The 14,643-nt window shown below is 75.3% G+C and carries 12 protein-coding genes; 6 read left to right on the top strand and 6 right to left on the bottom strand.

Annotation, left to right across the window (positions count from 1 at the left end; translation table 11 throughout):
* Positions 1-50: 50 nt before the first annotated feature.
* Entirely contained in the window at positions 51-1,220 is a 1,170-nt protein-coding gene (locus FB388_RS31955) for an LLM class flavin-dependent oxidoreductase (protein ID WP_142106449.1), read from the top strand.
* Between the two features lie 80 nt (positions 1,221-1,300).
* Here FB388_RS31955 and hisN read toward each other — a convergent pair whose 3' ends face one another.
* The 6 genes from hisN to FB388_RS31925 form a co-directional block, all read right to left on the bottom strand.
* Complete coding sequence (gene hisN / locus FB388_RS31950; RefSeq protein ID WP_142106448.1) at positions 1,301-2,095, bottom strand: histidinol-phosphatase; 795 nt, start codon at positions 2,093-2,095, stop codon at positions 1,301-1,303.
* Positions 2,092-2,550, bottom strand: a complete 459-nt coding sequence (locus FB388_RS31945) for a DinB family protein (RefSeq protein ID WP_142107649.1) — start codon at positions 2,548-2,550, stop codon at positions 2,092-2,094. Before FB388_RS31945 ends, hisN begins: the two co-directional genes overlap by 4 nt.
* A 91-nt stretch (positions 2,551-2,641) precedes the next feature.
* Complete coding sequence (locus tag FB388_RS31940; protein ID WP_142106447.1) at positions 2,642-3,916, bottom strand: cytochrome P450; 1,275 nt, start codon at positions 3,914-3,916, stop codon at positions 2,642-2,644.
* The gene (locus FB388_RS31935) at positions 3,913-5,418 is read right to left on the bottom strand and encodes a SagB family peptide dehydrogenase (RefSeq protein ID WP_142106446.1); all 1,506 of its coding nucleotides are present in this window, start codon (positions 5,416-5,418) and stop codon (positions 3,913-3,915) included. Before FB388_RS31935 ends, FB388_RS31940 begins: the two co-directional genes overlap by 4 nt.
* Positions 5,415-7,400, bottom strand: a complete 1,986-nt coding sequence (locus FB388_RS31930; protein ID WP_142106445.1) for a TOMM precursor leader peptide-binding protein — start codon at positions 7,398-7,400, stop codon at positions 5,415-5,417. Before FB388_RS31930 ends, FB388_RS31935 begins: the two co-directional genes overlap by 4 nt.
* Positions 7,393-9,282: a hypothetical protein gene (locus tag FB388_RS31925; protein ID WP_142106444.1), complete on the bottom strand. Its 1,890-nt coding sequence runs from the start codon at positions 9,280-9,282 to the stop codon at positions 7,393-7,395. Before FB388_RS31925 ends, FB388_RS31930 begins: the two co-directional genes overlap by 8 nt.
* 159 nt (positions 9,283-9,441) lie before the next feature.
* On the opposite strand from FB388_RS31925, the gene FB388_RS39715 reads away from it, so the two are divergent.
* From FB388_RS39715 to FB388_RS31905, 5 genes are all read left to right on the top strand, one after another.
* Positions 9,442-9,657: a hypothetical protein gene (locus FB388_RS39715; RefSeq protein ID WP_170225942.1), complete on the top strand. Its 216-nt coding sequence runs from the start codon at positions 9,442-9,444 to the stop codon at positions 9,655-9,657.
* Between the two features lie 89 nt (positions 9,658-9,746).
* Positions 9,747-12,281 carry a lantibiotic dehydratase family protein gene (locus FB388_RS31920; protein ID WP_170225941.1) on the top strand — a complete coding sequence of 845 codons (2,535 nt, stop codon included), beginning with the start codon at positions 9,747-9,749 and terminating at the stop codon, positions 12,279-12,281.
* Positions 12,274-13,242 carry a thiopeptide-type bacteriocin biosynthesis protein gene (locus tag FB388_RS31915; protein WP_142106442.1) on the top strand — a complete coding sequence of 323 codons (969 nt, stop codon included), beginning with the start codon at positions 12,274-12,276 and terminating at the stop codon, positions 13,240-13,242. Before FB388_RS31920 ends, FB388_RS31915 begins: the two co-directional genes overlap by 8 nt.
* Positions 13,243-13,244: 2 nt before the next feature.
* Complete coding sequence (locus tag FB388_RS31910; RefSeq protein WP_142106441.1) at positions 13,245-14,330, top strand: thiopeptide maturation pyridine synthase; 1,086 nt, start codon at positions 13,245-13,247, stop codon at positions 14,328-14,330.
* A 62-nt stretch (positions 14,331-14,392) separates the two neighbouring features.
* Positions 14,393-14,643 (top strand): response regulator (locus tag FB388_RS31905; protein ID WP_142106440.1); only part of this gene is annotated, 251 nt, incomplete at its 3' end.

Below are 14,643 nucleotides of genomic sequence, written 5' to 3'. Positions count from 1 at the left end.
CGGATCGTGACACGGTCGAAGCTCCCCGTCGACGACGACCGGAGCGGCTCGTGACCCGACTGAGATTCGGCATCTTCCTGGCCCCCTTCCACCCCGCGGGCGAGAACCCGACCGCGGCACTGCAGCGCGACCTGCAACTCGTCCAGCACCTCGACGACCTGGGGTACGACGAGGCGTGGATCGGTGAGCACCACTCCGCGGGTTCGGAGATCATCGCCTCGCCCGAGATCTTCATCGCCGCGGCGGCGGAGCGCACGAAGCGGATCCGGCTCGGCACGGGCGTGGTCTCGCTGAGCTACCACAACCCGCTGTGGGTGGCGGAACGGATCGTGCTGCTCGACCACCTCACGCGCGGTCGCGTGATGCTCGGCGTCGGCCCCGGCTCCCTGCCCACCGACTCGGCCATGATCGGCCTGAACCCCACCGACACCCGCGAGCTGCTCGACCAGAACCTCGACATCGTCATGCGGCTCCTGCGCGGCGACGAGCCGGTCACCGCCACCACGCGCACGCACCAGCTGGTCGACGCCCGGCTGCACCTGCGGCCTTACTCCGACCCGCTCTTCGACGTCGCCGTCGCCGCGGTGGCCTCGCCCACCGGGCCGCGGTTGGCCGGTCGGCACGGCGTCGGGCTGCTCTCGATCGGGGCCACGCTCACCAAGGAGGGCTTCGACGCCCTCGCCCACCACTGGAACGTCATGGAGGAGCGGGCGGCGGCGTTCGGCACCAGCGTCGACCGGGCCGCGTGGCGGCTGGTCGGGCTGATGCACGTGGCCGAGACGCGGGAGCAGGCCTACCGGGACGTCGAGCACGGCATAGAGCAGTGGTTCCGGTACTTCCAGAAGGTCGCCGCGTTCCCGCAGATGGCGGTGGAGGGCGGCGACGTCCGGGAGATGATCGATTTCGTCAACGCGGCCGGGATCGGCGCCATCGGCACGGCGGACGACGCGGCCGCGCAGGTGCAGCGGCTCGTCGACCAGTCCGGTGGGTTCGGCGCCATGTTGCTGCTCGCCCACGAGTGGGCGAACCCGCAGGCGACCCGGCGCTCGTACGAGCTGATCGCCCAGCACGTCCTGCCGCGGTTCCAGGGCCAGGCGCAGGCCACGCTCGACGCCAAGGCCCGAGCCAGCGCGAGCCGGTCCGGCCACGCGGAGCAGCAGATGGCGGCGGTCGCGCACATGACGGAGAAGTACGAGAAGGAGGTCGCCGACCGCGGTTGACGCCACTTCACACACCCCGCACGGACTTCACACAGGGCCCGCCCTGTGCGAAGTCCGTGCTCGGTCTGTGAAGTGCTGGCTCAGGGGCGGCCCACGATCGACAGTGCGGCCTTGTGAACGGCCCCGTTCGACGCGAGTCCGTCGCCGCCCGTGAACGTCTCGGCGCCGGACAGGTCGGTGAGCGTGCCGCCGGCCTCGGTGAGGATCGGGACGAGGGCGGCGAGGTCCCACGGGTTCGCCGCGCCGTCCACCGCGACGTCGATCACGCCCTCGGCCACGAGGCAGTACATCCAGAAGTCGCCGAAGGCGCGCGTCTCCCAGCACGAGTCGACGAGCCGCAGGTAGTCGTCGCGGCGGCCGAGCTCGGTGAACGTCTTGATGTCGGTGGTGGAGAGGTAGGCGTCGGCCAGCTCGGCCACCCCGGAGACGGTGATCCGCCGGGTGCCGGTGGGGTCGGAGGTCCAGGCGCCCTCGCCGCGCGCGGCCCACCACCGCCTGCCCAGCGCTGGGGCGCTGGCCACCCCGACCACCGGCTCGCCCTGCACGGTGAGCGCGATCAGGGTCGCCCACACCGGGACGCCGCGGGAGAAGTTCTTCGTGCCGTCGATCGGGTCGAGCACCCAGCCGCGCTCGGCGTCGGTGACGGCGCCGCCGCGCTCCTCGCCGAGCACCGCGTCACCGGGGCGCTCCGCGCCGATCGTGCGGCGCAGCGCGTCCTCGACGGCGGTGTCGGCGTCGGTCACGGGGGTGCGGTCCGGCTTGCGCGTGACCCGCAGGTCGCTCGCCCGGAACCGCGCGAGGCTGATCGCGTCGGCCGCGTCGGCGAGGTGCAGGGCGAGCTGGAGATCGGCGTCCACGGGGCAAGCCTGCCTCATTCACCGGTGGTGCCGTCGATCCGCTCTCGCAGGAGGTCGGCGTGGCCGTTGTGGCGGGCGTACTCCTCCACCATGTGGTGCAGCACCCAGCGCGCCGACAGCTTCCTGCCCGCTCGGTCGGTGACCATCACGTCGAGGGACGGGAGTGCCGCGGCGATCTCCCGGGCGCGGTCGCACTCGGCGCGCCAGGTGGCGAACGCCTCGTCGACCGTGGTCGGGTCGAGGTTGTCGAAGTCGCCGTCGGGGTCGTCGTCGGAGTAGTACAGCGGCGGCGCGTCCTCGCCGGCGAGGCGGCGGCGGAACCAGCCGCGTTCGACGTCTGCCATGTGCCGCACCAGACCCAGCAGCGACAGCGTCGAGGGCTCCACGGCTCGGGTGGCGAGCTGGGCCGGGGTGAGGCCGGCGCACTTCAGCTCGAGGGTGGCGCGGTGGAAGTCGAGCCAGCCGGCGAACATGGTGCGTTCGTCGGCGGTGGCGGGCGGCCGTGGGCGGTTGTCGTCGGACACCCGTCGATGATCCCCGCTGCGGCGGACGGCGTCAGCGCGGTTACGCGTCGCGCAGCACGATCCGCAGGTTCTCCGGACGCATCGGCACGCCGAAACGGGAGGTCACCGGAAGCGGTCCCGCGGCCTCCACCACGTGGTCCGACGCGAGGCGGGCCGCCGCGACGGCGAGGACCGCGACGCCGAGGTGCGTGGCGATGCAGACGCGGGTTCCGGAGCCGAACGGCAGGTAGGCGTGCGGCGCGTGGGGCGGATGCGAGCCGAGCCAGCGTTCCGGCAGGAACCGCTCCGGCTCGTCCCACCAGCGGGCGTCGCGGTGCAGCAGGTACGGGCTGAACGAGACGAACTGACGCGGCGGGAGCCGGTGCGTGCCGAGGTCGACCGGGTCGCCGGTGGCCCGTCCCGTCATCCAGGTGGGCGGGTGGAACCGGAGCACCTCCTTGGCGAACCCCTGTGCGTACGGCAGGACCTCGGCGAGGGCGCACCCGTCGAGGTCGTCGGGGAGCGACCGGGCCTCGTCCCGGATGCGGGCCGTCTCGGTGGGACGGCGGGTGAGCTCGTGGAACAGCCAGGCCAGCGCCGCTCCCGGCACGACGGAGGCGGCGGACAGGACGGTGGTCAGCACGTGGCTGCGCACCCCTGGCTGCAGCTCCTGCGTGGCGTGGACGACCGTGTGCGGGCATCCCGGAACGAGCGGCGCGTCCTGGGCGGAGACCGCGTCGGTGGCGTCCCGCAACGCCTGCTTGGCCGAGCGAGCCGCCTCCTGCCGTTCCCGCTGCTGCGCCGGGGGAGCGCCCATGCCGTTCTCGATGACGTCGAGGAAGGTCCGGGCGGCGTCGACGGCGGCGGGGGCGACGGCCGGGTCGGTGCCGGGCATGCAGAACGGCAGTGCCGCGTGGACGAACACCTCCGGCGCCACGTCCATCGGGTCGAACGGGGTGCCCGACGACGCGGCACGCAGCTGCGCCCGCACCGCGCGGTCGACCGCGCCGAGGTGCGCGGTCACCGCGGGCTCCCGGAACGCGGTCGAGGCGAGCCGCCGGGCCCGCATCCAACCCTCGACCTGGTTGCGGGTGGGCGCCCGCATGTCACCGAGGACGTCCATCTCGGCGGAGGTGTCGCGGTTGGTGCGAGCCAGCAGCAGCTGCACGAGCTCGGGGCGTCCGACGTACACCTGCCCCGGTCCGTTGCGGAAGACGTCTCCGTGGAGGTCCTGCAGGCGCCGCAGGTACGCCGGGGGATCCGAGGCGAACGCGTGAGCGTCGCCCGCGGACATCTCCTGCGCGCCGGGCAGGTCGAGGGTCATCGGGACGGTCATGGCAGTTCCCTCCGCTGCGGGGGTGGAGCGGGCAACCGCGGTCCGCGCCGCTCGTGGCCGAGCAGGAGGAACGACAGGCTCCGTTCGGGGCGGTCGGTGAGTCCGATTGCGGCGTCGGTCGCGCGGTTGGCGCCGTCGGAGTGGATGCGGGCGCCGAGGTCGCAGGCTGCGGCGGCGAGGGCGGCGCGGTGCACGACGAGGCCCGTCTCGATCTGCAGCACCCGGTACCAGCGGTCGCCGAGACCCCGGTCCGCGTCCAGCGGGTCGCCGACCGGGACGACGACGGCTGCGGCCGTGGCCAGGCCCAGCCCGGTGTTCTCGTGCACCGGGCCGTTGCGCACCAGCGCGATCGCCGACGCGTCGCCGACCTGGACGAGCGAGTTCCGGTCCGCGTCGTAGCGGTAGGCCCCCGGTGCGAGGCCGCGGACCCGGTCGACGACGACGTGCGGGTCGACGGCCACGGGCGCCGCGTACGCCCCGGGCAGATCTCCCCGGTACCCGCGCGCCGCGTGGGCGAGCACGGCGGCGAGCGCGTCGGCGTCCACCGGATCGCGCCGGTACCCGGCGAGGGGCGACGCCCGGCCGGCCACGCCGTCCGCGAGCCGGACGGGCCGTGCGTCCGGGAGCGGGACGCGCGGCCCACCTGCGGCGGCTCCCGGGTAGCGGGGCACGTGGTCCCGGACCCGCGTGGGGCGGGCGGCCGTGGTGTGCAGGCGGGTGAGGTGCGGCAGCGTGGTGGGCACGGCCGGCGACGCGTCGAGCGGCGCCGCGGCGGGCGTGGCCGTGAGGTCGGCTGCGGTCGGCAGGTCCTCGATCCGGGCGGCGGTGTCGGTTCCGAGCGTGAGGAGCGCGAGCGCGCCCTCGGCCGCAGGTTCGACGCCGAGCAGCGCGTTCACCTCGCGGTCGCGGAAGATGACGTGCACGCTCGCGCGCCGGTCGAGCGCCTTTGCGATGGCGAGGAACTGCGCGGCGAGCGCACCGGTCTCCTGGCACTGGAGGTTGTAGGCGAAGTCGCGGTACTTGAAGCCGTTGCGCCAGAACACCGCCGTGCAGGCCACGACCAGGTCGGGCAGGACGGCGGGGGGCGCGTCGAGCAGGCCGCTCATCGCGGCCCGGTGGTCCCCCGGGCGCACGAGGTCGAGGCAGTGGTGGGCCGGGTCGTAGTGGTAGAGCCCGGCGGCGCGCCCGGAGCCGGGGCCCGTGCAGACGTAGAGCTCGACCGGGTGGAGCCCGCCGCCCGACGGCACCGGCCGGCCGACGTCAACCAGCGGGCGCTCCTGCCGGGCCGTCCCCGTGAGCGCCACCGGGTAGCTCCACCGCGGGCGCAGGCCCATGAGGTCGCGCAGCAGGCCGGCGAGCGGGTCGGACCCGCTGTTCCACGGCAGTACCGAGCGACCTGCGGGCGGGTAGCGCTTGTACCGGGGCGGTGCCGCCGCCCAGTCGATATCGGCGTCCGGGCGGGCGGCGAGGTAGGCCCGCGTGGCGCGCAGCCCGGCCGTCACGGGAACGGGTGGGGGTCGGCGTTGATGGCGGCCTCCGGGAGGTCGTCGTCGCGGAACCCGAGCGTGCGGGGCACGGTGGCGAGCCGCGGCAGGCCGTGCGTGCGCCGGAACGGGTGCCCGAACGTCATCGGGAGCGTGCCGGGGACGATCACCTTGGCGCAGGCGAGGCCGCCTGCCCGGTGCTCGGGCGAGGTCGTGTCGACCGCGACGACGTCGAGCCCGGAGCCGAGGTAGCGCCCGACGAGCCCGGCCAGGTCGTCGGCGAGGTCGTCGTGGTGCGGCCACTCGCCTGCCCCCGCGATCTCCGACAGCGCACGGCGCGGGCCGTCGACGGGCAGGAAGCCCAGCCGCGCGGCCGCCTCCGGGTGCCCGTACAGCAGCCCGTGGTCGTCCATGACGCGAACGAGGTCGGGCTCGGCCAGCATGCGGGACGCCGCCTCGGGTTCGTAGCGCCGCCGCAAGCCGTCGATGCCGGGCCCGACCTCGTTCAGCGCGGAGCGCAGCGCGCGCTCCGGATCGGGGTGCGCCGCCGCGGCGCACATCAGGGCGGGCCGGCCGGGCCCGCCGACGCGGTCGACCGCCATCGTCCAGAAGGCGGGGATGCGCTGTTCGAGGGTGGTCGCGAAGACCACGACCTCGTAGCCGAGCCGCCTGCGGACCAGCTCGGCCAGCAGCGGGATGCGCCGGTCCGTTGCCGAGTCCAGGTCCACGCGCGGCACGGGGAGCCGCGCGTACCAGGTCATGAGGAATGCGTCGCGCTCGGCGACCTCGAGCAACCCGTGCAGGACGGCCTCCTCGAAGGTGCTGCCCAGCGCGTACCCGTTGGAGCACTCGAACGCGAGAGCAGGCTCGTCGGGCGTCGCCACCCCGAGGTAGACGTAGCTCTCGGGGACGAGCACCGGCTCGCAGCGGCCGAACGAGTAGCCCCACACCCAGCGCAGCGGGGCGGCCGGGTCGAACCGGGCGAACGGGAACCCGGGGCGCTCGTACCGGCCGTCGGGGTACAGGCCGAGCGTGCGCGGGTCGACCGCCCGGTCGGCCACGTCCGCGTAGGCGGCCCGCACGGCCGTCCGGCGGCCTCGGGGGCGGAACATCGCGAGCCGTTCCAGCGCCTCGGCGAGCGCCGTGGTGTCGGCTCCGAGGAAGCTGTCGGTCCGGCCGAAGCCGTGCCTGCTGTCGTCGCCGTCGGAGCCGGGTTCGAGCCGGGCCACGGCCACGGGGATGCCGCCGCGGGTGTCGTTCCCGATCGACGCGATCACCCCGGTCTCCGCGTCGACGTACAGCTCGCGGAGCTCGGCGGCCCGCGTGGTGAGGTCGGTGAGCCGCATCCGAGACGGCACGGGCTTGGGGAGCGGACGGGGCGCGAGGATCGCGGCGGTGGGGCCGTCGGCGGGCAGCCGGGCGCAGTCCGGGCACAGCGGGTCGGGGAGGACCGGGTTCCGGTGGACCGCGGCGGTCCGCAGCGAGACGCTGACCAGCGCGTGGCCGGTGCGCTCTGCGTCCCGGCCACTGGCGAGGTGCTCGACCTCGTCGGCGACGACGCCGGCAACGGCGCGCGCGACGACCGGCGTCACGAGGACGCTCGGTGTCGCGGCGAGTGCGGGACCGTGCTCGCGGATGAGGGCCGCGCGGGCCGGTGCGTCGTCCCGGTTGACCCGGCGGCGGCGCATCGCGCAGGTGGGGCAGCCCGGCTCGGCCGGGTGCGCGGCCGGCCCGACGAGCACGCGGTCGCGCTCCACGCGGACCGGGAGGAACGGGATCCCGCGGTCGGCCGCGACGCGCTGCAGGCGGCGGAGGCCCTTCGGGTCGTCGGCGTCGGTCGCGGCGACGAGCACCGCGGCGGCTCCGGGGTCGGTGGCCTCGTCGGCCCCCACCGCCCGGCTGCGGCCGGTGAGCGCCGATGCGATGGCCGCGTGGACGCGGCCGGAGCCGACCAGCAGGACCGGTGCGGTGACGACCGGGGCGAACGCCGTGTCAGTCACCGTGCAGCACCACCTGCACGACGTGCCCCAGGTGCTCCCGCAGTGCGGGGTCGTGCGCGGTGGGGACGACGACGGGGACGTGCCCGTGCCGCTGCAGCGCCTCCACGAGCTCCGGGATCCCCGAGCCGTCCCCGGTGCGGGCCGGGGCGAGTGCCCGGCCCGGGTGCAGACCGGTCTGCCACTGGAGCAGCAGGCGTTCGAGGCCGTCGTGCAGCGCGTCCGCGACGGTGGTCGCGCACACGGTGGCCCGGAGGCCGGTCCCGGCCCGCATCGAGAACGCGGGGAGCTTGAGGCGGTCGCCGAGGTCCTCGACGCGGACGTCCAGCCCGGCGATGCGCAGGAGGTCGTGCAGCTCGGCCACGCGAGCGTCGTCGGTCTCGGCCACGAGCGCCGGGAGGTCGACCACCGCTCGGTCGGGTCGATCGTCGCCGCGCAGGATCGCCTCGCAGTGGTCGCGCAGACCGGTGACGACGGCGTCGTCCCACGACAGCGCGGCCGCGGCGCCGACGGGCGGCTGGAAGGGCACCACCGGGGCCGGTAGCGCGCGGACGCGGTGCCGGGCGCCGCTGATCGGGTCGACGCCCCAGAGGTCACCGGGGTTCGCCGGCGCCGTCAGCGACCCGTTGACGGCCAGCCCGGCGAGGAGGGCACGCAGGCGCGCGGCCCGCCGGTCGGCGCCCCATCCGTACACCGCAGGCGGCTGCACCCACGCCGGCAGGACCGGGCCGGGGTCGGCGACCCGGGCGCGACAGACCGCGAGCGGAACCTGGACGAGCTCGTCCTCGGCCAGCGACCTGAGCAGCCCGGTGCGGGCGTCGACGAGGTCGGCGGCGGTGTCCAGCAGCGCGGCACCGTCGACGGCCGGCCCGCCGATCCGCTCCTCGGGAGCCGCCTCCGGAGACCGCTCGCGCGCCTCGGCCCGGGGGTGGACCGACACCCGGTGGATGCGGGTCACGAGGGTGCGCAGGTCGGTGCCGATCAGCACCGGCACGCCGGGAGGGCGGTCCGGTGCGGGGAGCGTGTCGAGGCCGGTCAGGTGGCTCGTGCAGGAGAGCGCGAGCTGCGCGGCGACGAGGCCGGGGACCGGCCCGAGCAGCCAGTCGTCCTCGGTCCGGGGCGGGGGCGCCAGGCGTCGCCAGCACGACTCGGCGGCCGTTTCCGCCGCAGGGCCCACCGGCACCATCCACGCCTCGGCCCGGTCGACGAGCAGCTGGCCGAGCGGCGTGCCGGTGCGGTGGCACTCGCGCGCGACGGTGATCAAATCCGCGCGGCTCGCGTCCCCGCTGACCTGCAGCACGACGTCGAGGTCCCGGACCAGCCCGGGCAGCCAGGCATCGAGCGGTCCGTCGGCGGGGTCGACCCGGATCTCCTGCAGGTCGTCGCGGCGGGGCGTGGCCAGGAGGGAGTCGACGTCCGCGGCGGCAGCGACCACCCGGGTGTGGCGCCAGCCCGACCACACGCCGGCGCGGAGCAGCTCGCCGAGCACGGGGCCGTCCCCGACCAGGCCGATCCGCGCCTCGCGCAGCTGCTGGAAGCGCCGTTCGGCGGAGTCGAGCCCGAACCGGATGAACGCGATCTCCGCCGCGTAGGTGCTCAGCTCGCCCGCGGTGAGGGTGTGCGGCCGGTCCTCGTTCCCCGCGTCGACGACGAACTGCTGCGCGGCGAGCGCCTCGACCAGGTCCCGGACGGCCGTCTGCTGCCGGTCGGGGAGCCCGGCGACGAGCTGGTCGAGGGTCTGCTCGCCGGTGAGGTGGGGGGCAACCCGGTCCAGCAGCTCGTAGGTGTGGCTGCCCGTGAGGGTGCAGGCGCCGCCGAGACCGTGGACGTACGCCCCGTCCGGTGCGCTGACGTACCAGACGTGGTCGCGCAGCAGCGGTCGCATCGCCGGGACCTCCTCCCGCAGGTCGCATCCGCACGACCGGCGCAGGTCAACGTAGCGCGATCCCCTTCGAGAATCGACCCCTTGCTGGATCGTTGAACGATCCTTACGCTGCGATCGATGTGGCGCGAGCCACGTCACACCCGAGGAAGGGAATACCAAGTGAGCGAGCACAAGCCGTCCCTCGACCTCACCGGTCTCGTGGTCGACACCGTCGAGGTCGTCCCAGCTGGCTCGCTGGACGCCGTCGCCTACGGGCACGGCGCGCCGGAGCTGGGGGCCTCCTGCTGGTGCAACTGCCCGGGCGGCCTGAGCACCAGCTGCCACGTGACGGCCGGCTCCTCGATCGACATGCCCGACGAGGGCGTCGAGATCTGAGTCGGTCCGACCTGATCAGGGCCGCGCGCGTCCGTCCCCTCGGCCGCGCGCGGCCCGCCCCTCACCCGACCACTGCCGCCGGAGGGACCGTGTCGCGAGCACCGGAGGACCCCACCCCGTCCGGTCCCGGCTGGATCGCGTCGCCGACGTTCGGCGTCCGCGTGGCGGGGGCGGCCGCCGAGGAGCTGGAGGCGCTGACCGGTCGCTCCTGCGCCACCGCCGTCGCCGAGCACGTCGAGACCACCGACGGGCTGCGTGCCGACGCCGCCGAGCTGTGCGACCTCCTCCACGCGGTGATCGGCGGTGTCCCGGAGGGCAGCACCAGGTCGCAGCTCGTCGCGCTCCGGCGGGCCGTCCACCAGCTCCGGCCACCCGGGCCGCGCGCCTGGTCGCCGCAGGCGCGGGCGGCGCTCCCGGCGGAGGTGGCGGCCCGCGTGGACGCGTGGCTCGCCCGGCGCGCACTGGCCGACGAGCAGGTCGCGGGCCTGTCCGAGCTCGTCGCGGAGGAGACCGCCCGGGCGACGAGCGAGCTCCGCAAGGCGGTCGCCGAGCCCGCGTTCCGCTTCGGGCTCGTCCTGGGCAGCGCGAGCCTCGCCGCGGCCGTCGGCGACTGGGTCGACAACGGGAAGGAGCTGCGCCGCTCCTCGTTGCTGCGCGCGGTGAAGTACCTGGCCCGGGCTGCGGCGAAGACCAGCCCGTACGCGTCCTTCGGGTTCAGCGGGCTCGGACGCTGGGTGGCCACGGGCGCGGCCGTCGAGCCGATCGCCGATCTGCGCTGGCACGGCGTCCCCGAGCTCGACCGCCACACGGTGGAGGGCATCTGGTCCGCGCTGGCACTGCGTGCCGAGCTGCGCGACCACGTGCAGGTGCGCCGCAACCCGAGCGCGACGGAGGTGGACGGGCGCGTCCGGTTCCTCGCCGCAGGCCCGGGCGAACCGGTGGCGGACGCCGCATTCACCGACGCGCTGCGGATCGTCTGGGACCTGGCTGCGGCGCAGCCCGCGGTGGGGGAGGTGGTCGGGCGGCTGGAGGCGGTGACCGGCGAGCCAGAACACCGGTGCCGTGCCTGGGTGGACGATCTGGTCACCGTCGGGCTCCTCGAGCGGGTACGCCCGTTCCGCGACCAGGACGCCGATCCGCTCGCCGGCATCATCGCGTGGCTCGCCGGCAGCGGTGCCGGGCCGTTCGCCGCCGCCGTGGGCGCCGCGCTGGAGGACCTGCGGGCCGCCGTCACCGGGTATCCGGGGCTGCCCGACGCCGCTGCCCGGGCACGGCGGCTGCGCACCGTCCATTCGCAGATCGAGGCGCTGGCGGGGCGGCTCGCGCCGCGGCGGCAGGGCACGGTGCCCGACAAGGAGCTCGTCCGGGAGAACGCGGTCGTCGCCGGGCCAGTGGTGAACGCCCGGTCGTCGGCGTGGCAGCCCGTGCTCGCGGACCTCGACGTCCTACGCAGGTTCCTCGCGATCACCGACCCGCACCTCGCCGCAGCGGCCGGGGCGGCCGCCGCATTCCGCGCCCGGTTCGGCGCCGGGGCGACCGTCGGGTTCCTCGACTGCTACCGCGAGCTGCACACCACCGACCACCCGCTGCCCGAGCCGCTGGCCGAGCTGCGCACGGCCGCACTGCAGACGCTGTTCGACGGCCCTCGGCGCGGCGACGGGACCATCGAGGTCGACCCCGCGGACGTCGAGCGGCTGGCCGCATCGTGGCCGTCCCCGGTGCGGGCGCCGCGGTCGGTCTCGTGCTTCGGTCAGGAGGCCGGAGCCCCGGACGGCCCACGGCTCGTCGTCAACGCGGTCCGCACCGGCCACGGCTGGGGGACCAGCCGGATCCACCACCTCCTCTCCGTGCACGGCGAGGACGTCCCGCCGCTGCGGGCGGCTCCGGCGCCGGGCTCGCTCCTGCTCGCGGAGTGCCCCGCCGCCTTCGGCACCACGCTCAACGTGCGGTCCGCGGCCGTCCCGCACGCCATCCGCTACCCGGGCGTGGAGGCGGACGGCGGGATCGCGCTGCACGAGCTCGCCGTCGGGTACGACGCGGAGCGCGGCCGGCTCGTGCTGCGCACCGCCGAGGGAGCCGAGGTGCTCCCGCTCGCCCTGGGCATGCTCGTCGAGCAGCTGCTGCCGCCCGCGCTGCGGTTCATGGTCCGGGTGTTCGGCGAGGCGCAGACGGCGTTCGTCCCGCACGTGCAGCTCGGCACCGTCGGCCTCGGCCCCGCCGTCGACGGCGTACGTCGCAGGCCGCGGCTGGAGCTTGGCAGGCTCGTGCTGGCGCGGGCCGTCGCGTGCGTCCCCGCCACCGAGCTGCCGCGGCGGGCCAAGGGGGAGACCGACGCCGGGTTCCTGTTGCGGTTCGCGCACTGGCGGCACCGTCACGACCTCCCGCAGCGCTGCTTCGTCCGCACCCTGGGTGGGCGCAGCTGGGACAAGGCGCACAAGCCGCTCTACCTCGACGCGGCAAGCCCTCTCCTGCTCGGTGCCTTCGACCGGTCGGCGCGCCACCTCGGCGCGGGCGAGGTGGTCGCCTTCGAGGAGGTGCTCCCCGGCCTCGCTGCTGCCCCCCGCTACGGGGCGCACGGGCGGCGGGTCACCGAGTACGTCCTGGAGGTGGCGGCGGATGCCTGACACCCTCGTGCCGCCCCGCTCGCAGCGGGAGTGGGTCAGCATCCACGTGTTCCACCGCGGCGACCTCGACGCCGTCCTCGTCGAGGCGGTCGGGCCACTGGTCGACGAGCTGTCCTCGGCGGGAACGCTGGGCTCCTGGTTCTTCCTGCGCTACTGGGAGGGCGGGCCGCACCTGCGCCTGAGGGTGCGGCCCGCCGCACCGGAGCACGCCGAGGAGGTCAGCGCGCGGGTCGTCGAGCGCTGCGCCCGGCACCTGCGCAGCCGCCCCGCCGGTCCTGCGCCAGCAGACGTGGTCGATGCCTACCGCGAGGTCGCCGCGCGCTGGGCGCGGGCCGAGCGCCTCGCCGAGTACGACGACCGCGTCCGGGCGGTGGACTCGGTCGAGCTCGTCCCCTACCGGCCGGAGTCGGCGGTGTACGGGGAACGGGCGGCGCTCGCCGCGGCCGAGGCGCATTTCGCCGAGTCGAGCGCGCTCGCACTGCGCCTCCTGCGAGGAGGGCTTGCGATGGATCGGCGCAGGGCGGTCGCGCTGGCCGCGCTCATGCTCGCCGTGGCGGTGTGCGAGCCCCGTGCCGCCGACGCCGCGCGCCGGCTGCCACGACCGGACGGCGTCGGCGCCACCCCCCGCCTGCGCGAGCAGGCGCGGCGGTTCTGGGCCGCCGCGAACGCCGACGCGGCGACCGGGCTGGGCGGGGAGCTGGCGACGTGGCTGCGGTCGGTGCGGGCACTGCACCAGACGTTCGCCACCGCGGCACTGAACGGCAGCTTCGCGCCGAGCGAGACCGCGTCCCCCCTCGGGCACCTCGCCGCCTGCGCCGCGCCCGCGACCCGTCCGGCCGCTGCCGTCGTGCTCCGCTGCACCCACCTGCTGTTCAACCGCCTCGGCGTGCACGGCGCCGCCGAGGTGCAGATCGCCGGGATGGCCGCCGCCGCACTCAACGGCCTCGACGAGGAGGAGTGAGCATGCCCACCGCCGCGTGGCACAGCGCCCACATCTACTACTACGAGCTGGACAAGGACGCCCTGATCCTCGACGCGGTCCGGCCCCTGCTCGACGAGCTGCGTCCGGCGGTCGACCGCGCGTACGTGGTGCGGCACTGGCGGCGGGGGCCGCACCTGCGGCTGCACGTCCACACCGACCCGGAGTCGTGGCGCGACGTGGTGCGGCCGACCGTCGAGCGGACCGTGGGTGGCTACCTGCGCTCCCACCCGTCGACCTCGCAGCTGGACGAGAGGGCCGAGCTGCCCACCCACCGGATGCTCGCCGACTACGAGCAGGAGTCCGGCCCGCTGAGCCCCTGGTTCCCGGACAACTCGCTGCAGTACCCGCCGTACGACGCACGCGTCGAGGTGCTCGGCAACCGGGACGTCGCCGAGCTGGTCGCCGACCACGCGGCGGCCGGAACCGCGCTGCTGTTCGAGATGCTCGAGCACGCGCGGTCCGGCGCCGACTCGAAGGAGCTGCTGAGCCTCGGTCTGATGCTGGCGGCGTCCCACACCGTCGCGCCGCCGATCGAGCACGCGTTCATCTCGTACCGCTCCCACGCAGAGGGGTTCCTGTTCTGCAGCAAGGACCCCGACGGCACCAGGGCGCGGTTCGACGCCCACTACCGGGAACGCCGCGACGTCCTCACGGGACGGGTCCGGGACGTGATCGCGACGCTGGAGGGCACGCCGGACGGCGAGCCCGTGCCGTTCGTCCGCGAGTGGGCCGACATCGCGCGCCGGTTCGCGCGCCGGGCGGCCGCCCTCGTCAGGGAGGACAGGCTCTTCCCGAGGGTGGGCGCTCCCACGGCGGACGGCCCGCCCCGCACCGACTTCCACAACCTGATGTTCAACAGCGCCCGGTACCGCGAAGAGGTGTTCAACGCGCACTACTTCCAGCTCTACCGGTTCGCGCTCAACAACACCTACCTGCAGATCAGCCGCATGGGACTGACGCCGTACGAGCGGCTGCGCACCTGCCACGTCGCCGCGAACGCCGTCGAGGAGGTGTACGGCGTCTCCGCGTTCGACCTCGTCGCCGGGTTCGTCGGGGAGGCGGTGTAGCGGCCCCGAACGGCGTCGTCGCGGCGCCCGGCCGCGCTTCCGGCGGGGGATAGGCTGATCCGGTGACCACCGTCCTGCTGGCCGAGGACGACGCCGCGATCGCCGAGCCCCTGTCCCGGGCGCTCCAGCGTGAGGGGTACGCCGTCGAGGTCGCCACCGACGGCGCCGCCGCGCTCGAGCGCGTGCGGCGCGGCCAGGTGGACCTGCTCGTGCTCGACCTGGGCCTGCCCGGGATGGACGGCCTCGAGGTCTGCCGGCGCGTGCGCCTCGACGATCCGGACCTCCCGGTGCTGATGCTCACCGCCCGCACCGA

Origin of the sequence: Pseudonocardia cypriaca (assembly GCF_006717045.1) — a bacterium.
Lineage (GTDB): Bacteria > Actinomycetota > Actinomycetes > Mycobacteriales > Pseudonocardiaceae > Pseudonocardia > Pseudonocardia cypriaca.
Note: the sequence above shows the minus strand (reverse complement) of the source record. Positions and strands in the feature narration are given on the sequence as shown.

What these genes read in the sequence shown, in the direction of transcription:
- hisN (WP_142106448.1), bottom strand. Translation starts at nt 2,095, where the DNA reads ATGAGGCAGGCTTGCCCCGTGGACGCCGATCTCCAGCTCGCCCTGCAC.
- FB388_RS31910 (WP_142106441.1), top strand. Translation starts at nt 13,245, where the DNA reads ATGCCCACCGCCGCGTGGCACAGCGCCCACATCTACTACTACGAGCTG.
- FB388_RS31945 (WP_142107649.1), bottom strand. Translation starts at nt 2,550, where the DNA reads ATGTTCGCCGGCTGGCTCGACTTCCACCGCGCCACCCTCGAGCTGAAG.
- FB388_RS31925 (WP_142106444.1), bottom strand. Translation starts at nt 9,282, where the DNA reads ATGCGACCGCTGCTGCGCGACCACGTCTGGTACGTCAGCGCACCGGAC.
- FB388_RS31940 (WP_142106447.1), bottom strand. Translation starts at nt 3,916, where the DNA reads ATGACCGTCCCGATGACCCTCGACCTGCCCGGCGCGCAGGAGATGTCC.
- FB388_RS31915 (WP_142106442.1), top strand. Translation starts at nt 12,274, where the DNA reads ATGCCTGACACCCTCGTGCCGCCCCGCTCGCAGCGGGAGTGGGTCAGC.